Here is a 20848-nt window from a genome sequence, read left to right as displayed (position 1 = left end):
CACGCAGGTCACATCCCTCTAGGGTGGTACACATGCGTGACGCTTATCAGGAGCAGCTCGACGGGCTCGCGGACGGCCTGGCCGGGATGTGCACCGACGTCGCCGTGGCGATGGAGAAGGCGACGCGCGCGCTGCTCGAGACCGATCTCCAGCTCGCCGAGCAGGTGATCTCCGAGGACCTCCAGATCGACACGATCCGCGACGCCGCCGAGGAGCGGGCCTTCGCCCTGCTCGCGCTGCAGGCCCCGGTCGCCACGGACCTGCGCATCGTCGTCGCCGCCATCCACGGGGCCGGGGACATCGAGCGGATGGGCGACCTCGCGCTGCACGTCGCGCAGGCCGCCCGGCGCCGGCACCCGCAGCCGGTGCTGCCCACGGAGATCGCCCCGTACTTCGCGGAGATGGGCCGGGTCGGGGTGGCCCTGGCGACCAAGGCCGGCGAGGTCATCCGGTCCCGGGACATCGAGGCCGCCGCGGCCCTCGAGGCCGAGGACGACGCGATGGACGACCTGCACAAGCACATGTTCAGCGTCCTGATGGACCGCAACTGGACGCACGGCGTCGAGGCCGCTGTGGACGTCACGCTGCTGGCCCGCTTCTACGAGCGCTACGCGGACCACGCCGTCGCCGTCGCGCGGCGGATCGTCTACGTCGTCACGGGGAGCATGCCCGGTCCGCTCGCCGTGTGATCCGTCCTCAGAGGTTTGACACGCCGTCTGTCCGGGGGACATGTGGTCATGTCCTCGCACACGTATCGCGTCACCGAGATCGTCGGCACCTCCCCCGAGAGCGTGGAGGACGCCATCAAGAACGGCGTCTCCCGCGCGAGCGAGACGTTGCGGCAGCTCGACTGGTTCGAGGTCACCGAGATCCGTGGCCACATGGCCGACGGCGCCGTCGACTACTTCCAGGTGGGTATGAAGGTCGGCTTCCGGCTCGACTCGTGACGTTCACCCCGCATTCATCCGATCCGGGTCCGCTGTCGGCCCGGGCTTCCTAACGTCACGCTGTGCGCGACTCCCTGGAAGCCCTGCTGGACCAGCTGGCCGACACCCTGACCCTGCTGGGCCACGAGGCCGCGATCGCCATGCAACGGGCGACGGCGGCCCTGGTCGACTGCCGGCTGCGGCTTGCCGAGCAGGTCATCTCGGGCGACACCGACATCGACGACCTGCGCACCCAGGTGGACGAGTTCGCGACGCAGGCCCTGGCGCTGCAGCAGCCCGTCGCGACGGACCTGCGCGCGGTCGTCGCTGCCATCCACGTCGCGTCGGACTTCGAGCGGATGGGCGGGCTCGCCAAGCACGTCGCCACGTCCGCTCGCCGCCGGTACCCGGATCGCGTCGTCCCGGAGTCCGTACAGCCCTTGTTCCGCAGCATGGGCGAGGTGTCCGTGGACCTGGCGCGCAAGGCGGCCGAGGTCGTCCGCACCCGCGACGTGCAGCTCGCCGCGGCGATCGACCGCGGGGACGACGAGATGGACCGGCTGCACCGCGAGCTCTTCGCCGTGCTGATGGACCCGGGCTTCGGCGGCGACGTCCAGGCCGCCGTCGATCTCACGCTGCTCGGCCGGTTCTACGAGCGCTACGCGGACCACGCCGTCGCGGTGTCCCGCCGGGTCGTCTACGTGGTCACCGGCACCCGGCCCGGCCCGCTGGCCGTCTGAGCACACGAAAGGGGGCCGCTACGACGCAGCGGCCCCCTTTTTCGCAGTGGACCTACGGCTCAGCCGAAGCGGCCGGAGATGTAGTCCTCGGTGGCCTGCTCGCCCGGGTTCGAGAACATCTTCGGGGTGTCGTCGACCTCGACGAGCCGGCCCGGCTCGCCCGTCGCCCGCAGGTTGAAGAACGCGGTCCGGTCGCTGACCCGCGCGGCCTGCTGCATGTTGTGGGTGACGATGACGATCGTGTAGTCCTTCTTGAGCTCCGAGATGAGATCCTCGATCGCCAGCGTGGAGATCGGGTCCAGCGCGGAGCACGGCTCGTCCATCAGCAGGACGTCCGGCTGCACCGCGATCGCGCGGGCGATGCAGAGACGCTGCTGCTGACCGCCGGAGAGGCCGCCGCCGGGCTTGCTCAGCCGGTCCTTGACCTCGTTCCACAGGTTCGCGCCGCGCAGGGCCCGCTCGGCGACCTCGTCGAGCTCCTTCCGGCCCTTGCCGCCCTGCAGCTTCAGCCCGGCGACGACGTTGTCCCTGATGGACATCGTCGGGAACGGGTTGGGGCGCTGGAAGACCATGCCGATCGTGCGGCGCACGCCCACCGGGTCCACCGACGGTGCGTAGATGTCCTCGCCGTCGAGCAGCACCGAGCCGTCCACCCGCGCGCCGGGGATGACCTCGTGCATCCGGTTGAGCGTGCGGAGGACGGTCGACTTGCCGCAACCCGACGGGCCGATGAAGGCCATCACGCTACGGGGCGCGACGGACAGGCTGACCCCGTCGACGGCGTGGAACTTGCCGTAGTAGATGTCGACGTCCTTGAGGTCCAGGCGCTTGGCCATCGTCTTGGCTCTGCTCTCTCACTTGGTCTTCGGGGCGGTGGCCTTGGCCAGCACCGCGGCGAGGATCTGGAAGATCGTGATGATCAGGATGAGGGTGACGGCCGCGCCCCAGAGCCGGTCCGCGCCGGCGGCGGTCGGGTTGCTGCGCTCGACCGTCATCATCAGCGGCAGCGAGGCCATGTTGCCCTCGAAGATGTTGAAGTTGATGAAGGGCGCGTACGCCACCAGGATCAGCACCGGCGCGGTCTCGCCCATGACCCGGGCAAGCGCCAGCACGATGCCGGTGAGCATGCCGGACAGCGCCGTGGGGATGACGACCTTCGTGATCGTCTTCCACTTCGGGACGCCGAGGGCGTACGAGGCCTCGCGGAGGTCGTCCGGGACGATCCGCAGCATCTCCTCGGTGGAGCGCACGACGACCGGCAGCATGAGCAGCACCAGGGCGAGCGACACCGCGAACGCGCTGCGGCCCAGGCCGAAGACCGAGATCCACACGGCGTAGACGAAAAGCGCCGCGACGATCGACGGCACGCCGGTCAGGATGTCGACCATGAACGTGACGGCCCGGGCCAGCCGGGTCCGGCCGCCGTACTCGACGAGGTAGATCGCGACCATGACCCCGATCGGCGTCGCGATGACGGCGCAGACGAGGCCCTGGAACAGGGTGCCGACGATCGCGTGGTAGGCACCACCGCCCGCCTGCCGGGCCAGCAGCCCGTTGAGGGACTGGCTCCACCACGCCGAGTTCAGCACCGAGGCGATGCCCTCGACGAGCACCGTGCCGATCACCCACACCAGCGGGACGAGGGCGATCAGGAAGGCGAGCGTGACGGCCCCGGTCGCGAGGCCGTTGCGGAAGCGCCGGCCGCCGCTGATGCCGATGAACGCGGGGGCCGTCGCCGGCCGCTGCAGTTCCCGCTCGGTGATCGTCATGCCTTGGCTCCGGACCGGGAGACGACCCACCGGGCCGCCGCGTTGACGATGAAGGTGAGCACGAACAGGACCAGGCCCGCGGCGATGAACGCGCCGGCGGAGAGGTTGTTGTTCAGCTCGGCGAACGACAGCGCGATCTTCGACGCGAAGGTGGCGCCGCCGTCGAAGAGGCTGCCGGTGAAGAACAGCGGCGTCGCCGCGAGGATGATCGTCAGCGCGATGGTCTCGCCGAGCGCGCGGCCCAGGCCGAGCATCGCGGCGCTGACGTAGCCCGCCTTGCCGAAGGGCCAGACCGTCATCCGCACGACCTCCCACTTGGTCGCGCCGAGGGCCAGGGCCGCCTCGATGTGCGCGCGGGGGGTCCGCTCGAACACCTCGCGCGAGATCGCGGTGATGATCGGCAGGATCATCACGGCCAGCACGATGCCGGCGGTGAAGACGGTCGCGCCGGCGATCTGCACGTTGCCGGGCGAGAAGAGGAAGAACCAGCCCAGGGTGTCCTGCAGCGCGAGCGCGAACGGCTGGAGAACCGGCGCCAGCACGAACAGGCCCCAGAGCCCGAAGATGATCGACGGGACGGCCGCGAGCAGGTCGATCAGGTACCCGAACGGCCGGGCGACCGACCGCGGCGCGTACTGGGTGAGGAACAGGGCGATGCCCAGCCCCACCGGCATGGCCAGGACCAGCGCGAACAGCGACACCTCGACGGTGACGAGCAGCAGGTCCAGGATGCCGAAGTTCAGGTTGTTCGGGTTCCCGGCGTCGAAGGTGCGGCCGGTGAGGAAGCTGCCCTGGTCGGCCAGGACCGAGGGAACGGCCTGGACCAGCAGGAACAGCGCGATCGCGGCGACCAGCGCCACGATGAAGACGCCGGACCCGGTGGCGAGGCCGCGGAAGATGCGGTCCCCGCGCTGCACGAACGTCCGGCCCGGGGCCTCACCGGGAGGGGTGGGGGGATCGGGAGTGGCGATGCCGGCCTCCGGGACGACGGCTGCGTCCACGCGGGCGGAGCCCCACCGGTCACCGGGGTCACCGGTGCCGGCGGGGCCCACCGTCGTGGTCGGATCGCTCACGGGAGGCGACACTGCGCGATGCAGCGGGTCGGGGGCGTTCCGCCCGTTGTCAGCGGCTGGGCGCTCACGTGAGCCTCCGTGGATTGTGCCGGGTGGTGCCCGATCCGAAGAGGATCAGGCGGGGTGGGACGGGTCTCAGGCGCTGGGCGCCGCGATGGCGTCGATCGCCGTGATCAGCTTCTGCTGGAACGAGGCCGGCAGCTTGGCGTAGCCGGCGTCGGGCAGGTTCGCCTGGCCGTCGGTCGCAGCCGTGGTGAGGAACGCCTTGACCGCCTTGGCGGTGGGGGCGTCGTAGCCCTTCGAGCAGACGATCTCGTAGGTCGCCAGGATCAGCGGGTACTGGCCGGCCGCGGTGGAGCCGTAGACCGACTTGAGGTCCAGCTTCAGGTCGTTGCCCTCGCCGGCGACCTGGGCCCCCTCGATGGCCTTGCCGACCGCGGTGTCGTCGAGCGCGACCGGGCCGCTGCCGCTGTCGATCTGCGCCATGCCGAGCTTGCTGTCCTGGGCGTAGGACAGCTCGACGTAGGTGATCGAACCCTCGGTGGCCGCGACGGCCTGCGCGACGCCGGAGGACTTCTCCGCGCCGGAGCCGATGCCGCCGGCGAACTTCTTGCCGGCGCCCTGGGTCCAGGCACCCTTCGAGGAGGCCTGCAGGTACTGCTGGAAGTTGTCCGTGGTGCCGGACTCGTCCGAGCGGAAGACGACGTTGACCGGTGTGGCCGGCAGCGTCTTGCCGCTGTTCAGCGCCGCGATCGCCGGGTCGTTCCAGGTCTTGATCTGGCCGTTGAAGATCTTCGCCGTGACCTCGCCGTTGAGCACGAGGCCGTCGACGCCGGAGAGCTTGTAGCCGATCGCGACCGGGCCGAACACCAGCGGGAGGTTCCACGCCGGGTTGTTCTGGCAGCGGGCCGCGGCCGGGGCGGTCTCGGTGTCCTTGAGCGCCGAGTCCGAGCCGCCGAAGTCCACGAGACCGGCGGTGAACTGCTTGACGCCCGCCCCGGAACCGGTCGGGTTGTAGGCGATGCTGGAGCCGGCGCACTTGGCCTGGTAGGCCTGCGCGAAGACGTCCATCGCGTTCTTCTGCGCGGAGGAGCCCTCGGCCGTCAGGTTCGTCTTGCCGCTGCAGTCGAGCGCGGGCGAGTTGGCCGCCGAGGCACCGCCCGCGGCCGAGCCGGCGTTGGGGTCACTGCCGCAGGCGGCGAGCACCAGGGCTCCGGCCGCGATGATGGCGAGTGCTCCGCCGTGCCGCTGGATCTTCACGTGCTTCCTCCGGAAGGCTCTACCGACGGCTCGGGGCGGCCGTTCGAGCCTTGACGCTAAGCAAGCAGGGTGGACGCATGTCCGCGCTTGGATGAACGCAGGATGAACACGTACGCGGCTGCGATCTTCGCCACCCGAACGGCACCCTCCCGGCGTCCGTACGGAGAACGGAAACGACACGCTGCGTGACAAGCCGTGATGGACGGCCCGAACGGGCGGAGCCGCGAGCCCTCAGCGGGTGTAGGCGACGTCCGAGGCGAAGACCGTGAAGCCGAGCTTCTCGTACACGCGGACGGCGGGGACGTTGTCCGACTCCACGTAGAGCAGGACGGTGTCCAACCCCCGCTCGTGCAGGTGTTGCAGGCCGGCGAGGGTCAGCACGTGCCCGAGGCCGCGACCGTGCGCCGCGGGGTCCACGCCGAGGACGTAGACCTCGCCCATCGCGGGTTCGGTGTCCGTCGCGGGGTGCACCTTCGTCCAGTGGTAGCCGAGCACCGGCCCGTCCGGTTGCGGGACCGCGAGCAGGAAGCCCGCCGCGTCGAACCAGTACTCGGCCTCGCGCTCACGGACCTGCGTCTCGGTCCAGCCGCCCTGCTCGGGGTGCCAGTCGAACGCGGCGTTGTTGACGCGCAGGAACTCCTGCTCGTCCGCGCCCACGACGAACGGGCGGATCCGGACGCCGTCGGGGACGACGAGCTCCGGCAACGGGCCCGCGGAGCCGGCGACGCGACGCATCTGCAGCAATACGCGGGCCCGGTCGAACCCGAGGTGCTCGGCGATCCGGGCGGCGGCGGGCTGGTCCCCGTGCGCCCAGACGTGCAGCGGGGAGGGCCCGGCCTCGTCGAGCGCCCGGGCGAGGGAGGTGCCGATCCCCCGGCCGCGGTAGACCGGGTGCGTGACGAGCTCGGCCGAATCCCCGTCGAGCTGCGCGTAGCCCTGCAGGGTCTCGCCGTCCCGGACCAGGAAGTGGGTCAGCCCCTCGCGGGCGCCGCCGCGGCGCAGGTTGAGCAGGAACTGCTCGGAGAGCGGGTCCGTGCCGTCCTCACGGGTGGCGGCCTCGGCGAGCGCGAACACCTCCGCGGTGCGGGCGTCGTCGAGTTCGGGCAGGGACCGTACGTCGCTCACGGGCCCGACCCTACGCGCCGGCTCCCGAAGGACGGAAAGCCACTTTCACGCCGATTCCGCGGCGTGAAAGTGGGTTCTCCCCTGTCGGGGCCGGGTTCAGAGCGTGCGGGAGAGGACGACTCGGTCCACGTCGTCGTCCGAGTCCGACTCCTCGGGCAGCGCGCCCGCCGGGACCCCCAGGCCGGCCCGGCTCGGCCGGACGAACTTGTAGCCCACGTTGCGTACGGTGCCGATCATCTGCTCGTGCTCGGGGCCCAGCTTGGCGCGCAGCCGCCGGACGTGGACGTCGACGGTGCGGGTGCCACCGAAGAAGTCGTAGCCCCAGACCTCCTGCAGCAGCTGGGCGCGGGTGAAGACCCGGCCCGCGTGCTGCGCGAGGTACTTGAGCAGCTCGAACTCCTTGTAGGTGAGCTCGAGCAGCCGGCCCTTGAGCCGCGCGGCGTAGGTGGCCTCGTCGATCACGAGCTCACCGAGCACGAGAGCCCCGCCGGCGGAGGCGGCGTCGCCACCGGGCCGGGACTTGAGCAGCCGCAGCCGCGCGTCCACCTCGGCCGGACCGGCCGTCGGCAGCAGGATCTCGTCGACGACCCACTCGCCGGAGACGGCCACCAGACCGCCCTCGTTCAGCACCGCGATGACCGGCACGTCCGTCCCCGTGCTGCCGAGCAGCCGGCAGAGGCTGCGGGCCGCGACCAGGTCCGTGCGGGCGTCCACCAGGACCGCGTCGTGCGGCCCGGCGTCGAGCAGCGCCGCGACCTCGGGTGCCGCGGTCCGGACACCGTGCGGGAGCAGCGTCAGCGCGGGGAGCACCGATCCGGGCTCCGTGTCCGCTGTCAGCAGTAGCAGTTCCACCGCTGGCCTCCTCTCCACCGGAGATGGTCGCGAACCCCACGCCCGGGGTCCGTCGGCCGGTCACGGTGGGCGGCGTCGACGCACCGATCGTCTCGTGCGACCCGGCGGGGTCCGTCGCACGATCGGTCAAGAATAGACAGGGAATGGCATTTTGGTTAACCGCGCGTCGTAGCTCACCCCGATCGGCGGGCCTGTGCGCTGCACGAACACCTGCCGGGACGGTGCGCAAGGCCCGGGAGGACACGATCTCGTCGCAACCGTCCACGCTCGTGACATCACGTGTCCGGGTGACAACGTGAAGCACCCGTGTCCCCACCCCTCGTCGGGGGCTTCGGGACCCCGCCTCTAGGTTTCTCCTCCGAAACCCTTGCGGGTCGGAGGTCGAGAGTGAAACGCCTGATCATCGTGCTGTTGGTGCTCCTGGGAGTGCTGGTGGCCGTGGACTACGGAGCCGCCGCGGCGGCCGAGTCCGCCGTGTCGCGCCAGATGCGCGAGCGGCTGGGACTCGCGGACGACCCGTCCGTCCGCATCAACGGCTTCCCCTTCCTCCCCCAGGCGCTGTCCGGGGAGTACCGCAGCGTGCAGGTCGAGGCCCAGCGCGTGCCCGTCGGCCAGCTGCGGCAGGTCGACGTCCGGGCCCAGCTGAACGACGTCACGGCGCCCCTGTCCGAGCTCCTCGGCTCCGGCCCGAAGACGCTGCGGGTGGCGAACGCCGACGGTTCCGTGCGCGTCGGCACGACGGACCTCGAGGCGCTCCTGCCCGGCGTCCGGAAGCTGACGATCGCGAACCTCGACGCCAACGCCCTCGACGCGCTCGTCCGGGACGGCGACGCCGACCCCTCCCTGCGCGGCCTGGACCCGGAGACGACGGCCCGGTTCGGCGGCACCGTCGCCGCGCTCGGCCAGGAGCTGGACGTCGCCGTGGTCGCCGAGCTGCAGATCTTGGACGGGAAGATGCGGATCGTGCCCCGCGACGTGCGGCTCGGCGACGTGCGGCTCGGCGACGCGGACGCGGATCCGTTGCCGGCGCCGGTCCAGTCCCTGATCGAGCGGCTCTTCACCGTCCAGGTCGATCCCGGAACCCTGCCCTTCGGGGTCACGCCCACCAAGTTCCGCGCCCGGGACGGCGAGCTGGAGCTGCTCGGCACCGCGCAGAACCTCGTGATCGGCGACGGCGGCGCCGTCACCACCGGCTGACTCGGGAATCCTCCGGCGCGCTCCGAGGTTGGCAGCCACATGGACACCGTCGGGTTGATCGTCGTGCTCGGCACGCTCGCCGTCGCGACCGTCGCCGGGCTGGTGCTGAAGGCCCGCGCCGGCCGGGTACGGGACACCGCCGCCGAGGGCGCGGGCGTCGACGGCTGGGCGCTCGCCGGGATGGCCCCGGGCGCCGGGCTGGACGTGCTCCTGCTGCAGCTCTCCTCGCCGGTGTGTACGCCGTGCCGGCAGACCGCCGCCGTTCTCGAGGACCTCGCCGTCCGCGAGCCGCGGGTCGCCCACGTGGAGATCGACGTGGCCGACTGGCCGGACGTCGCCCGCGAGCTCGGCGTCATGAGGACCCCCACCACGGTGGCCTTCGGGGTACGCGGCGTCGAGCTGCTCCGGGTGTCCGGGGTGCCGCGCGTCGCCGAGCTCGAGGGAGCCCTCGCCCGTGAGCTGGCGTGAGGACACCCGGACGGGTGTGATCCAGGTCGTGGGATCACGTTCCCGTGGACCGGACCTTTCGGTTACCCTCGCGTCCGTGAACTGGCCGCTGACCCGACGCCGCACAGTGGACCTGTGCCGTGTCGCAGGCTGCCTGTGTCGGTCCTCCTGATCCGGACGCCCACCCGTTCCACCCAGGAGACGCACCATGTCCGATCCCGACCCGGGGTCACCCACGCCCACCGGCACCCCGCTGCCGGCCGAGGCCGAGGCACCGGTCGACCCCCGCGGTGTGCGTTTCAACGCCGCCGTGACCGCGGTCGTCCTCGTGCTGGTGCTGCTCAGCGGTAGCGGGTGGCTCGTCGCCGCGCAGGCGCTCGTGTTCGCCCTCGGGGCGTTCGTCGGCCTGCGCTACGCGCCGTACTCCGTGCTCTACCGGGCGCTGCTCGCGCCGCGCCTCGGCCGGCCCACGGAGCTCGAGGAGGCCGCGCCGGTCCGCTTCTCGCAGACCGTCGGCTTCGTCTTCACCGTGATCGCCGCCGTCGGGTACCTGAGCGGCGTCACCGTCCTGGGCGTCGTGGCCACCGCGTTCGCGTTGGCTGCCGCATTCCTCAACGCGGCCTTCGGCTTCTGCCTGGGCTGCGAGCTGTACGCGCTCCTGCACCGCGGCCGTGCCGCGCGCGCCTGAGCCCGCGCTCGATCCGTCCACCGCACCACCACCATCAACACTGCTGGGAGCATTCACATGAGCCGCGAGGACGTCCTGGTCACCGCCGACTGGGCGGAGAAGAACCTGGGCACCGAGGGAATCGTGTTCCTCGAGGTCGACGAGGACACCGCCGCCTACGACGGCGGCCACCTCCCGGGTGCCGTCAAGGTCAACTGGACCACCGAGCTGCAGGACCCGGTGCGCCGCGACATCCCCACCAAGGAGCAGTTCGAGGAGCTCCTCTCGGCCAAGGGCGTGAGCAACGACGACACCGTCGTGCTCTACGGCGGCAACAACAACTGGTTCGCCGCCTACGCCTACTGGGAGTTCAAGCTCTACGGGCACGAGAACGTCAAGCTGCTCGACGGCGGCCGCAAGAAGTGGGAGCTCGACGGCCGCACGCTGACCACGGACGTGGTCGCGCCCGCGCGCGCCACCTACACCGCCAAGGACGCCGACAACTCGATCCGCGCGTTCCGCGACGAGACCGTCGACGCGATCGGCAACAAGAACCTGGTCGACGTGCGTTCCCCCGACGAGTTCTCCGGCAAGATCCTCGCGCCGGCGCACCTGCCGCAGGAGCAGTCGCAGCGGGCGGGGCACATCCCGTCGGCGATCAACATCCCGTGGAGCAAGGCCGCGAACGAGGACGGCACCTTCAAGTCCGACGAGGAGCTGACCGCGCTCTACGGCGAGGCCGGCTACGACGCGGGCAAGGCCACCATCGCCTACTGCCGCATCGGCGAGCGCTCCAGCCACACCTGGGTCGTGCTGCACGAGCTGCTGGGGCACAACGACGTCAAGAACTACGACGGCAGCTGGACCGAGTACGGCTCGCTCATCGGCGTGCCGATCGAGCTGGGCGCGGGCCGCTGATGTGCGGCGCCCCTGACCAGGCCGTGGCGCTTCCGCCCGGCACCGACCTGAGCAAGGAGACCGTCCTCGCGGGCCGCGTCGTGGCCGGCGGGCAGCCCGTCGGCGGCGCGTTCGTGCGCCTGCTCGACGGGACCGGCGAGTTCACCGCGGAGGTCGTCTCGTCGGCCTCCGGGGACTTCCGGTTCTTCGCCGCTCCCGGCACCTGGACCGTCCGGGCCCTGTCCCGCTCCGGCAACGGCCAGACCGTGCTGAACGCGGACGGCCCCGGCCTGCACCAGGCCGAGGTCGCCGTCGCCTGACGGCACCCGCACGACCCCGCCGCCCCCGGCCGTCCTCGGCCGGGGGCGGCGGGGTGTCCGGCGCACTCGGCCGCCTCTCCACGCCCGGACTAAGCTCCGCGGCCGTGCACTGGTTCTTCACCGGACTGCTGATCGCCGCGAGCGCCGGCACGGTCGCCTTCACCGGGCTGCTGCTGCGCCGGCTGTTCACCACCGCCCCGGAGGCCGCAGCGACCCTCACCGCGTCGTTCGCCGCCCCGGCTCCGTCGGACGAGGAGCCCACGACATGACCGAGCCCGACCCCGCCACCGATCCCGACCAGGACGGCCTCTCCACGATCTCCGGCCCCGCCAACGCCGCGCCGGACTCGGCCCGGCGCAACCGTCCCCAGTGGGACGACCTGCCGATCCCGGACGACACCGCGAACCTCCGGCAGGGCCCGGACCTGCACGAACAGTGCCTCGGTCTGCTCCCTCTGATCGGCGTCTGGCGCGGCACCGGCGAGATCGTCTACCCGACGATCGACGGCCCGTACTCCTTCGGCCAGCAACTCGTGTTCGCGCACGACGGCCGCCCGTTCGTCTCCTACGAGGCGCGCGCGTGGCTGCTCAACGAGGACGGGACGGTGCTGCGCCCGGCCGCGCGCGAGACGGGGTTCTGGCGCCCGCAGCCCGACGGCTCGCTGGAGGTCCTGATCGCGCACGCGACCGGGATCATCGAGGCCTGGTTCGGCGACCGCGGGGACATGCGGTCCTGGCAGATCGAGACCGACGCCGTGGTGCGCACCCCGACGGCGCAGGACGTCGTGGCGGCCAAGCGGCTCTACGGCCTGGTGAACCAGGGCGACCTGGCCTACGTCGACGAGCGGGCCATGATGGGCCAGGAGATGCAGCCGCACATGTCGGCGCTGCTGCACCGCGTCGTGGGGTGATCCCGGCCTAGCGTGCGTGCCGGGCCCCCGGCTCGGCGTCGCTGGGCCGGGGACCCCGTGCCGCGTCCGCGGACCGGGAGTCCACGCTCGAGGCGTCCGTGGACCGGTCGAGGGTCCGGCCCAGGATCGTCGCGACGTCGCAGGTGGGCCGGCCCGCGAGCTTCGCGACCTGCTCGACGCTCAGCCCCGAGTCGAGCAGCCGGCGCAGGACCGCGCCCAGTGAGGCCTGCTCCTGGCGGACGGCCTCGCTGAGCCGCTGGAGCGTGCCCTGGCTGCTGTCGAGGTCCACGGTGGCACCGACTGCCCGGTCGGGGTCCGTCAGCAGGACGGCGAGGAGCCGGTCGCGGACGGCGTTGCGGGACTCGTCCGTGGTGGAGTCGGGGGTCCGGGGCTCCGGGACGACCTCGGCCGGCGCGTCCGAGCCGGGCTCGTCCCCCGTGGGGGCGACGGCCTCGTCGGGCGACGACGAGTGCATGGCCCTGACCGCGCCGCGCTCCGCGGCCGCCGCGCGCACGGCGAGAGCGTGCTGGAGGGCCTCGGCGACCGCGCGGGTGGATCCGGGTACCGCCTCGCCCTGCGGCGGCTCAGCGGCGCCCTCGCGGGCCGCGGCGAAGTGCGCGGCGGTGTCGGTGGAGTGGCCCGTTCCGGCGGGCGCCTCAGCGGTGTTCCCGAGGTGCTCGGCGCGCGCGAAGCCGGCAGTGCTCTCCGGGCTGCCGGCGCTCTCGGCGTTGTCGAAGCTGCCGGCGCTCTCCGGGCTTTCGGCGCTTTCGGCGCTGCCGGGGCTCCCGGCGCCTCGCGAGCGCTCAGGCTCCGCGTGGCTCCTGATGAGCCCGGTCAGCATCGTGGGAGTCGGGCGTTCGTCGGTGGGGGCGAGGGCGTCGGCGACGTCGTCCGGCACGGGCTCGGCCCGCTCGGCAGCCACCTCGGTTCGGGCAGCCGGTACGTCGGTCCGGGGCGGCTCGGACCCGACTGTGCCCGTTCCAGCCGCAGGCTCGGCCCGCTCGATGACAGGCTGGATGATCGTGGACCAGGTTCGCTCGGCGGCGGGCCCGGTGCGCTCGGGCTCGATCCGCTCCGAGGCCGGCTCGGTCCGCTCCGTGGCGGGTTCGATCCGCTCAGCCACTGGCTCGATCCGCGCGAACTCGGCCCGCTCCGTACCCGGCTCATCCCCGACGGCCGTCCGTTCCACGGCGTGCGCGTTCTCCCATGGACGGCTCGTGATCGGCTGCAGCGCGGCCGCGGCGCCGACGATCGGCGGAGCGACGATCCGGGTCGGCGACGGCGAGGTGGCCGCCTTCGCGCCGGTTCCGGCGTCGATGTCGGCCGGGTCGGCGGGGGCAGTCTCTCCGGAGACGATCGGCGAGGGCGAGGCGTCCGGTTCAGCCGGAGCGTCCAGCTCGACCGGAGCGTCCGGGCCGGCCGGAGCGTCCGATCCGGCGAGGGCGTTCGATCCGATCTCCGTTGACCCGTCCGGCTCGGCAGGAGCGTCCACCGACCACCGCGGCTGCGGCGCGGGACGGACGGCCGGCTCTGTGTCCACCCGGGATTCGATGTGTTCCGGACCGGGAAGCGCGATCGTCTCGACACCGCCCGACGCTCCGACGGACGCCAGGGGCCGGAACGGAAGCGGGGACGTGCTCGCCTCCCGCACCGCGACCGCCTCCGCCACGGTCAGCCGCCGCGGCTCCGGCACGACCGTCGGCTCCTCCGACAGCGGCTCCTCCGACGGCGCCTCCACTGGCGCCTGCTCCGACTGTTCGACGGACGACGCCGCGGACGACGACGCTGCGGACGACAGGGGGACGAAGAGATCGACCCTGCCGTTGGCGGCCTCACCGGTCCAGTCCGCGTGGGTGACCTCGCGTTGCGCGGCGGTGTCCGGTGATGGCTTCCCGACGGCCCGAACGACCACCACGAACAACGCGATGATCAGCCCGACCGCACCTGCACCCAGCGGGACCAGAACGTCCGTCGAGATCGTTCCCTGCATGGCTGCGCACCGTACGCCGAAAACAGTCACGGTGAGCAGCGGAACTCAGCCGGAGCGTGACCCCGATGTCGAGCGGTCCGCCCGGTTCTGCTCCGCGCCCTGGCCGCTGCGGCCGTTGGTCGCGGATCCACCGGGCTTACCTCCACGATCGGCCGGACCGACGTCCTTCTTGGCGGCCTCCGAGCCTCCCGACCTGGGGTTCTTCGGCGGAGCATCCTTTGCGGAGGGGGCCGGGCCCGGACGCACCGCGCGCACGGCGACCGTCTGCTCGGCGCCCGGCTCGGGCCGTTCCTCGGTCTCCGGAGGCCGCCGGACGGGCATCAGACCGGTCTTCTCGGGGTCTGCGGACTCGGCGGACGGGGTCGCGTTTTCAGCCGATCCGGTGTCCCCTCCTCGCTTGAGGACAGGCACGACGGTGGTGCGCTCGGCGGCCTCCGTCGCCTTCGCAGGGGCGTCCTCGACGCGACCGGCGGGCTTCTCCTCGACGGACCGGCCGCCGTCGTCCTTCGGACGGAACACGTTCGGCTCCGGACGCGCCCTCGTTGCCGTGGTGCGATCCGCGTCGGCCTCGTGGGCACCCGGCCCGGGCTTCGCGGGGGCGGACGGGCCACCGCCGGCGTGCGCGCCGGGGAGCGGCTGTCCGGCCGCTCCGGGCTCGCCCGGCGGCGGAGCGGCGTGCGGCGGAGCGGCGTGCGGCGTGGGTCGCTGACCGCGCGGCGGCTGGGCCACGAACTGGGCCGTCGGCGCGGAGAGCAGCCCCTCGAGCTGCCCGCGCATCCGGGTGAGCTCGGCGACGACCTCGTCCCGCTGCCGGACGAGGTCCGCGAGCTCGGCCCGGGCCGTCTCGTTGTCATGGCGGGCGGCCGCGCGGGCGCCCTCGACCTCGCGCTGCGCCGCGACACGCGCGGCACCACGGATCTCCTCGGCTTCCTCCTCCGCCGCCTGCAGGATGCTCTGCATGCGGTCGGTGAAGGTTCCGATCATGTCGGGCGAGCCCTCGGGAGCCGGCAGACCACCGGGGCGCGGACGTGGCGTCGGCCGCGGACGCTCGTTCTGCGGCATCGGAGGGGGGAACCCTCCGGGAGGCATGCCCTGCGGCCCCACGGCCGGGAACGGCTGGCTGCGCGCGGCGTCGAGGTCCGCGCGCATGCGGCCCAGCACCCGTTGCAGCCGTGCCACGTGCTCGTCGACCTGCCTGCGGTCGTAGCCGCGGAGCACGACGTCGAACCGCGGGGCACCGAGCGGGCGGTCTCCCCCGTCAGCGGTCATGACCCGTGCCTCCACATGCCGTCCCACGCGTCCATCTCGCCTACGGTAGGGAGATCAGCGCTCGTCATCCTGCGTGTTCACTCTAACGGAGCAGGTGTCGCGCGACCGAATCGACGATCGGCTGCCCTGTTCCCACCAGCGGGTTCGGTTCGGCCACCCCGTCCGGTGCGGACCGTTCGGCGCGCCGGGACGTCGTCCGTCGTACACGCCTACCATCGGCGGGGTGGACACGTCGCTGAAGAGCACCCTGCACAAGCGAGGGCTGCGGATGACCCCGCAGCGACAGCTGGTGCTCGACGCGGTGCGCGAGCTCGGGCACGCGACGCCGGAGCAGATCTGCACGAAGGTGCAGGCCGCGGCGCCCGCCGTCAACATCACGACGGTCTACCGGACCCTCGACCTGCTCGAGGAGCTCGGTCTGGTGCGGCACACCCATCTCGGGCACGGCGCGCCCAACTACTCGGAGCGCGAGCACCAGCACGTCCACCTCGTGTGCCACCGCTGCGGTGAGGTCACCGAGGCGCCGACCGACCTGATGGAGCAGCTCGCCGAGCGGCTGCAGACCTCGTCCGGCTTCGAGCTCGACGTGACACACGTCGCCCTCTCGGGCCGCTGCCGGAACTGCCTCGAGGCCGACGACGTGGAGGAGAACGCGTGACCGTCCCCGGCTACACCGACCCCGAGACCCCCGGCTCGGCGGGCCCCGACGACGCCGTCCCCGCCCACCGCGGGGACCCGTTCGCCGAGCAGCGGGCGATGGCGCGCTCCGCCGCCGTCGTCGACCGGAGCCACCGCGGCGTGATCGCCGTGCCCGGCGAGGACCGGCTGAGCTGGCTGCACCTGATCCTCACCCAGCACGTCAGCGAGCTGCCGGCGGACTCCGGCAGCGAGACGCTCGTCCTGGACGTCAACGGCCGGGTGCTGCACCACGCCGTGCTCTCGCACGTCGGGGACACGGTCTGGCTGGACACCGAGCCCGGCGAGCTCCCCCCGCTGCTCGAGTACCTCGAGAAGATGCGGTTCTGGTCGAAGGTCGAGCCGCGGGACGCGAGCGACGAGCTGGCGGTGCTCTCCGTCGTCGGCCCGGACACACCCGCCGTGCTCGCCGCGGCCGGCGCACCAGTGCCTAACGGCGCCTACGCGAGCGTCGCCCTCGGCGAGGCCGGGATCGTCCGGCGGATGCCGTGGCCCGGCGAGGACGCCGCGGACCTCCTGGTCCCCCGCGCCGACAAGCAGGCCTGGTTCGAGCGGCTCACCGCGGCCGGCGCCCGCGCCGCCGGGACGATGGCGTTCGAGGCGTTCCGGGTCGACGCCCTGCGGCCGCGGCTGGCCGTGGACACCGACGAGCGGACGATCCCCCACGAGGTCGGCTGGATCGGCTCGGCCGTGCACCTGACGAAGGGCTGCTACCGCGGCCAGGAGACGGTCGCCCGGGTCGCGAACCTGGGCCGGCCGCCGCGCCGGCTCGTCCTGCTGCACCTCGACGCGGGCGACGAGGAGCTGCCGGTGACCGGCGATCCCGTGACCCGCGACGGCAAGACGGTCGGCCGTGTGGGAACAGTCACACTGCACCACGAAAGTGGGGCGGTGGCGCTGGCCCTGGTCAAGCGCTCGGTGCCGCAGGACGCGGAGCTGGTCGCCGGCGTCGACGAGCGGGCCGCGCCCGCCGCGATCGACCCGGACTCCTACGTCCCGGACGAGACGGCCCCGCCGCCCGGGCGCGCCGCCCAGATCCGCGGCGGCCTGCGGGGGTAGGGGTTCCTCAGCCGTCCCGCTGGTGCGCCGCCACGCGGCCCCAGAACTCCCGCAGGCCCTCGTAACAGGCGCCGGCCCCCTCCGCGTCCCCGACGCGCAGCAGGCGCAGCGCACGCTGCACCTGGGCCGCCGAGTCGTCCGCGCGGACCGCGTCGTCGTCGAGCAGCTCGACGAGGCCGCCGTAGTCCAGCTCGACGATCGAGCCACGGTCGAAGCGTTCCAGCCAGGACCGGGTCTCGGCCAGCACCTCCGCCGGTCCGGCGTCGCCGAGGGCCTCACGCGTGATCCGCTCCGCCTGCGCGGCCCGGCCGACGGCCTTCGCCAGCGGGATCCGCCACCACACCCGGCGCGGGCCGCCGAGCCGGACCTGCCGCTCGTCCGCGTCGACCAGGGCGAACCAGGGCAGCGGCACCGTCCAGCTCGCGGTGACGACGTGCGCGGCGGAGTCCCCGAGCTCCATCACCGCGCTCTCGGCCCGGCGTCTCACCGAGGTCTCCGGCCCCGCTCCGGTCAGCACCGCCCGGCGCAGCGCCGGACCCTCGTCCGCGAGGAAGGCCAGTAGCGCCGCGCCGGCCCTGGGCCGGGTCTGCAGCGGGCAGACCATCGGGTTCCCGCCCTCCCCGCCCAGCACCAGGACGTCGACCGGCCGTTCCTCGCCGGATCCCGGCAGCAGCCGGCCGTGCACCGTCGCGCGCAGGCACAGCTCGCGTTCCCGGCGGCCCAGGCGCTCCGGCGGCACGGCGCCGCGGGCGAGTCCGGCGCGCACGGCGGAGCCCGATGGGCCCTCGAACGCGCGCAGCGGTTCGTAGACCCGCAGATACGAGAGGAACGGCGCGGGCATGAGCAGAGATGATCCCCTACGCCGCCGGGCCCCCGACGGGGGCGAGGAGGGAGCACGGTCACACCGGGCATGCCACGTCGCACTCCCGCCCGTCGACCAGGTACGGTGGTCGCAGGACATTGATGACATGAATGGGGCCGCCGAGACATCCCGGCCGCCCCTTCCCTGTTGTAAGGGGGACCAGCCATGGGGCGCGGACGAGCCAAGGCCAAGCAGACGAAGGTGGCCCGCGAGCTCAAGTACAGCTCCCCCACGATGGATCTCGATGCTTTGCAGAAAGAGATCGGTAGTGGGACGGCGGTAACCGAAAGCGACGAGGAGTACGACGAGTACGCCGAGCGCTACTCGCGTTACTCGGACGACGAGGACTCCGACCGGCGCTGACGCACGCACCTCTGTGACGAGGTGCGTGTTCATGACGCTCTGAGTCACAGCTCGACGGTGGGGCCTCCCACTTGTTATGGTTGTTCCATAACAAGTGGGAGGAGCCTCCATGTCGTCGACCTCGCCGGCCCGCCGCATCGCCTTCGGGTCGCTGCCACCCCTGGTGGCGGCACTCCCGGCGATCGTCCTGCTGCTCGCGTGGTCGGATCGGCTACCCGAACCGTCGGCCACCCACTTCGGTGTGGACGGCACGGCCGACGGCTTCTCCTCGGCGACGACGCTTTTGTGGTCGTCCCTGGGCCTCGCGGTGCTCCTCGCCGCCGTCTTCGGCACCGTCTCCGCGGCCCGCACCACCCGGTTCCTCCTCGGCGTGAGCTGGGCGGCCTCCGTTCTGACCGGGGCCACGGCGCTGGTCGTGGTGCTGGCGAACGTCGACGCCGTCGACGCCTCCGCCGTCCGGCTCTCCCCGCTCCTCCTACTGCTCGCGCTCGTGGTGGCGGTCGCCGCGGGTGGGATCGGTGCACGGGTGGCCCCGGCCGAGGTCCTCGCGGACGTGCCGGTGACCCGGGGCGGCAGCCTTGATCTCGCGCCGGACGAGCGGGTGGCCTGGAGCCGGACCGTCACGTCCGCCCCGATGCAGGCGATCGGTACGTCCCTGGTGCTCGCCGGGGTCGTCGTCGCCCTGGTCGTCCAGACCTTCCCCGGCGTGATCGCGGCGGCCGCCGGCCTCCTGTCGCTGGCCTTCTCCTCCTCCCGGACCACCGTCGACGGCCGCGGGCTCACGGTCGCCGTCGGCCCGCTGGGCCGTCCGCGGTGGCACGTCCCGCTCGCGGACGTCGGGTCCGCCGTCGCCGGGGACGTCTCGGCCCTCGGCCGGTTCGGCGGGTACGGCTACCGGGTCGTCCCGGGTGGCAGCGGTGTGATCCTCCGCTCCGGCGAGGCACTGATCGTCACCCGCACGTCCGGGCGCACCTTCACCGTGACCGTCGACGACGCGGAGACCGGCGCCCGGCTGCTCACCGGCCTCCTCGAGCGCACGGAGTCCTGACGTGCTGATCCGGGTCGACCCCGCGCGCAGCACCCCGCTGGGCGAGCAGATCGCCGCGTCCGTGCGCCGGGCGATCGCGGACGGGAGCGTGGCGCCGAACGAGCGGCTGCCCGGCGCGCGCGAACTGGCCGCGTCCCTGGACGTCAGCATCCACACGGTGCTGGCCGGCTACCAGCAACTCCGGGACGAGGGACTGATCGAGCTGCGCCGCGGCCGCGGGGCGATCGTCCGCGAGGGCGCGTCGCCGGGCCGGGCCGCGGTGCTCGATCTGGCGCGACGACTGGTCGAGGAGGCCCGCCGCCACGACCTCGACGACGAGGAGCTCGTCGCCCTGCTCCGCACGGCGCTCTGAGCCGACCGTCCCCCGCCGGGCGTCCGATGTGGTCCCCACGGTGATCGACAGAGCGGTAACGTCAAGGTGACGATTACTGCCGAGTTCCCGGGGTGTGACGACAGCGTGCGCGGAAACCTGTTCGCGGTGGCCGTCGACCTGGTGGTCCTGACGGTCCGTGCGGACGAGCTCGCCGTCCTGCTCATCAAGCGGGCCGAGAAGCCGTTCGAGGGCAGCTGGGCGCTGCCCGGCGGGTTCGTCGGGCCGCAGGAGGACCTCGCGGACACCGCCGCCCGCGAGCTCGTCGCGCTCGTCGGCCGGGAGCCGGCGGGACATCTCGAGCAGCTCGCCGGGTATGCCGGGCCGAGCAGGGACCCGCGCGGGCGGGTGCTGAGCGTCGGGTACCTGGCGCTGCTGCCGGACCTCGCCGATCCCGAGCCCGTCGACGACCGGGTGGCCGCCTGGCATCCGGTCACCGAGGCCACCGGGCTGGCCTTCGACCACGACCGGATCGTCGCCGAAGGCGTCGAGCGGGCCCGGGCGAAGCTCGAGTACACGACCCTGGCGGCGTCGTTCTGTCCGCCGGAGTTCACCGTCACGGACCTGCGGAAGGTCTACGAGGCGGTGTGGCGCACCGAGATCGACCCGCGGAACTTCCAGCGCAAGGTCACGTCGACGGACGGCTTCCTGATCCCGACGCGCACCCTGGTCACCGGCGGCCGGGGCCGGCCTCCGCAGCTCTTCCGGCGGGGGGACGCGGTGAGCCTCCACCCGCCGATGCTCCGCGAGCCGTCCCGCCAGTAGGGCGTGTCTGACGGATCCATGCCGCGGCCGCGGCGTGCCAGGCGGATGCCTCGCAAGGCCGAGGAGGAGCCGATCCCGGGGTGGATCGGCGCCGACGAGAACGCCGCGAGGCGCCGTCTGGGGCGGCGCGGACCGGCTGGAGATCCGCCAGACACGCCCTAACGGTCAGAAGCGGGGGTGCTCGCCCCGCAGGTGGACCCGCGAGCCCACGCCGGTGTGTTCCGGGTCCTGGCCCGCCTCGGA

26 protein-coding genes are annotated in these 20848 nt (G+C 72.7%); 17 read left to right on the top strand and 9 right to left on the bottom strand.

Annotated elements, in window-relative coordinates; translation table 11 throughout:
• The first annotated feature begins 32 nt into the window (after positions 1 to 32).
• The 3 genes from phoU (JWP64_RS15190) to phoU (JWP64_RS15180) all read left to right on the top strand — a co-directional run bounded on the left by phoU (JWP64_RS15190) (position 33) and on the right by phoU (JWP64_RS15180) (position 1666).
• The gene (gene phoU / locus JWP64_RS15190; protein WP_297496902.1) at positions 33 to 689 is read left to right on the top strand and encodes a phosphate signaling complex protein PhoU; all 657 of its coding nucleotides are present in this window, start codon (positions 33 to 35) and stop codon (positions 687 to 689) included.
• 48 nt (positions 690 to 737) lie between these two features.
• Positions 738 to 947, top strand: a complete 210-nt coding sequence (locus JWP64_RS15185) for a dodecin (RefSeq protein ID WP_297496897.1) — start codon at positions 738 to 740, stop codon at positions 945 to 947.
• Between the two features lie 62 nt (positions 948 to 1009).
• Positions 1010 to 1666: a phosphate signaling complex protein PhoU gene (gene phoU, locus JWP64_RS15180; protein ID WP_297496895.1), complete on the top strand. Its 657-nt coding sequence runs from the start codon at positions 1010 to 1012 to the stop codon at positions 1664 to 1666.
• Positions 1667 to 1725: 59 nt separating this feature from the next.
• Here phoU (JWP64_RS15180) and pstB read toward each other — a convergent pair whose 3' ends face one another.
• From pstB to JWP64_RS15150, 6 genes are all read right to left on the bottom strand, one after another.
• Positions 1726 to 2502: a phosphate ABC transporter ATP-binding protein PstB gene (gene pstB / locus JWP64_RS15175; RefSeq protein ID WP_297496894.1), complete on the bottom strand. Its 777-nt coding sequence runs from the start codon at positions 2500 to 2502 to the stop codon at positions 1726 to 1728.
• A gap of 18 nt (positions 2503 to 2520) precedes the next feature.
• Positions 2521 to 3435, bottom strand: coding sequence for a phosphate ABC transporter permease PstA (gene pstA, locus JWP64_RS15170; protein ID WP_297496893.1), 915 nt, complete (start codon positions 3433 to 3435; stop codon positions 2521 to 2523).
• Positions 3432 to 4352, bottom strand: a complete 921-nt coding sequence (pstC, locus tag JWP64_RS15165; RefSeq protein WP_297496914.1) for a phosphate ABC transporter permease subunit PstC — start codon at positions 4350 to 4352, stop codon at positions 3432 to 3434. Before pstC ends, pstA begins: the two co-directional genes overlap by 4 nt.
• 291 nt (positions 4353 to 4643) lie before the next feature.
• Positions 4644 to 5768 carry a phosphate ABC transporter substrate-binding protein PstS gene (gene pstS, locus JWP64_RS15160; RefSeq protein ID WP_297496892.1) on the bottom strand — a complete coding sequence of 375 codons (1125 nt, stop codon included), beginning with the start codon at positions 5766 to 5768 and terminating at the stop codon, positions 4644 to 4646.
• Between the two features lie 231 nt (positions 5769 to 5999).
• A complete protein-coding gene (mshD, locus tag JWP64_RS15155; RefSeq protein WP_297496891.1) occupies positions 6000 to 6893 on the bottom strand; it encodes a mycothiol synthase in 894 nt (297 codons plus the stop codon).
• A 96-nt stretch (positions 6894 to 6989) separates the two neighbouring features.
• Positions 6990 to 7745 carry a response regulator transcription factor gene (locus tag JWP64_RS15150; RefSeq protein ID WP_297496890.1) on the bottom strand — a complete coding sequence of 252 codons (756 nt, stop codon included), beginning with the start codon at positions 7743 to 7745 and terminating at the stop codon, positions 6990 to 6992.
• Positions 7746 to 8132: 387 nt separating this feature from the next.
• Here JWP64_RS15150 and JWP64_RS15145 point away from each other — a divergent pair, with 387 nt between their 5' ends.
• Genes JWP64_RS15145 through JWP64_RS15115 form a run of 8 tightly spaced genes read left to right on the top strand, consistent with a single transcriptional unit; the run spans position 8133 to position 12183 of the window.
• Entirely contained in the window at positions 8133 to 8942 is an 810-nt protein-coding gene (locus JWP64_RS15145; RefSeq protein WP_297496889.1) for a DUF2993 domain-containing protein, read from the top strand.
• 39 nt (positions 8943 to 8981) lie between these two features.
• A complete protein-coding gene (locus JWP64_RS15140) occupies positions 8982 to 9410 on the top strand; it encodes a thioredoxin family protein (protein ID WP_297496888.1) in 429 nt (142 codons plus the stop codon).
• A complete protein-coding gene (locus tag JWP64_RS31530; RefSeq protein WP_366889989.1) occupies positions 9397 to 9561 on the top strand; it encodes a putative leader peptide in 165 nt (54 codons plus the stop codon). The genes JWP64_RS15140 and JWP64_RS31530 overlap by 14 nt, the downstream gene beginning before the upstream one ends.
• 36 nt (positions 9562 to 9597) lie before the next feature.
• Positions 9598 to 10077: a DUF4395 domain-containing protein gene (locus JWP64_RS15135; RefSeq protein WP_297496887.1), complete on the top strand. Its 480-nt coding sequence runs from the start codon at positions 9598 to 9600 to the stop codon at positions 10075 to 10077.
• Positions 10078 to 10134: 57 nt separating this feature from the next.
• A complete protein-coding gene (locus tag JWP64_RS15130; protein ID WP_297496885.1) occupies positions 10135 to 10974 on the top strand; it encodes a sulfurtransferase in 840 nt (279 codons plus the stop codon).
• On the top strand, positions 10974 to 11273 hold the full coding sequence (locus JWP64_RS15125; protein ID WP_297496883.1) for a DUF1416 domain-containing protein: 300 nt from the start codon (positions 10974 to 10976) through the stop codon (positions 11271 to 11273). Before JWP64_RS15130 ends, JWP64_RS15125 begins: the two co-directional genes overlap by 1 nt.
• Positions 11274 to 11326: 53 nt before the next feature.
• On the top strand, positions 11327 to 11542 hold the full coding sequence (locus tag JWP64_RS15120; RefSeq protein WP_297496882.1) for a hypothetical protein: 216 nt from the start codon (positions 11327 to 11329) through the stop codon (positions 11540 to 11542).
• Entirely contained in the window at positions 11539 to 12183 is a 645-nt protein-coding gene (locus JWP64_RS15115) for an FABP family protein (protein WP_297496881.1), read from the top strand. The genes JWP64_RS15120 and JWP64_RS15115 overlap by 4 nt, the downstream gene beginning before the upstream one ends.
• A 7-nt stretch (positions 12184 to 12190) precedes the next feature.
• On the opposite strand, the gene JWP64_RS15110 is transcribed toward JWP64_RS15115, so the two are convergent.
• Positions 12191 to 14173: a hypothetical protein gene (locus JWP64_RS15110; protein WP_297496880.1), complete on the bottom strand. Its 1983-nt coding sequence runs from the start codon at positions 14171 to 14173 to the stop codon at positions 12191 to 12193.
• Positions 14174 to 14218: 45 nt separating this feature from the next.
• Positions 14219 to 15442 (bottom strand): hypothetical protein, encoded by a 1224-nt coding sequence (locus JWP64_RS15105; protein WP_297496879.1) that lies wholly within the window; start codon positions 15440 to 15442, stop codon positions 14219 to 14221.
• A 223-nt stretch (positions 15443 to 15665) separates the two neighbouring features.
• Between JWP64_RS15105 and JWP64_RS15100 the strand changes: the two genes are divergently transcribed.
• Complete coding sequence (locus tag JWP64_RS15100) at positions 15666 to 16100, top strand: Fur family transcriptional regulator (protein ID WP_297496870.1); 435 nt, start codon at positions 15666 to 15668, stop codon at positions 16098 to 16100.
• On the top strand, positions 16097 to 17197 hold the full coding sequence (locus tag JWP64_RS15095) for a glycine cleavage T C-terminal barrel domain-containing protein (protein WP_297496868.1): 1101 nt from the start codon (positions 16097 to 16099) through the stop codon (positions 17195 to 17197). Before JWP64_RS15100 ends, JWP64_RS15095 begins: the two co-directional genes overlap by 4 nt.
• A gap of 7 nt (positions 17198 to 17204) precedes the next feature.
• Here the strand turns inward: JWP64_RS15095 and JWP64_RS15090 are convergent, their stop codons facing one another.
• Positions 17205 to 18038: a hypothetical protein gene (locus tag JWP64_RS15090; RefSeq protein ID WP_297496866.1), complete on the bottom strand. Its 834-nt coding sequence runs from the start codon at positions 18036 to 18038 to the stop codon at positions 17205 to 17207.
• Between the two features lie 186 nt (positions 18039 to 18224).
• Between JWP64_RS15090 and JWP64_RS15085 the strand changes: the two genes are divergently transcribed.
• From JWP64_RS15085 to JWP64_RS15070, 4 genes are all read left to right on the top strand, one after another.
• Entirely contained in the window at positions 18225 to 18422 is a 198-nt protein-coding gene (locus JWP64_RS15085) for a DUF3073 domain-containing protein (RefSeq protein ID WP_297496864.1), read from the top strand.
• Between the two features lie 109 nt (positions 18423 to 18531).
• Entirely contained in the window at positions 18532 to 19470 is a 939-nt protein-coding gene (locus tag JWP64_RS15080; protein ID WP_297496863.1) for a DUF1648 domain-containing protein, read from the top strand.
• Position 19471: 1 nt separating this feature from the next.
• Positions 19472 to 19822, top strand: coding sequence for a GntR family transcriptional regulator (locus JWP64_RS15075; protein ID WP_297496861.1), 351 nt, complete (start codon positions 19472 to 19474; stop codon positions 19820 to 19822).
• 66 nt (positions 19823 to 19888) lie between these two features.
• Positions 19889 to 20605 carry an NUDIX domain-containing protein gene (locus tag JWP64_RS15070; RefSeq protein ID WP_297496859.1) on the top strand — a complete coding sequence of 239 codons (717 nt, stop codon included), beginning with the start codon at positions 19889 to 19891 and terminating at the stop codon, positions 20603 to 20605.
• Positions 20606 to 20848 lie beyond the last annotated feature (243 nt).

Source organism: Pseudonocardia sp. (assembly GCF_025465255.1).
Classification (GTDB): Bacteria; Actinomycetota; Actinomycetes; order Mycobacteriales; family Pseudonocardiaceae; genus Pseudonocardia.
Note: the sequence above shows the minus strand (reverse complement) of the source record. Positions and strands in the feature narration are given on the sequence as shown.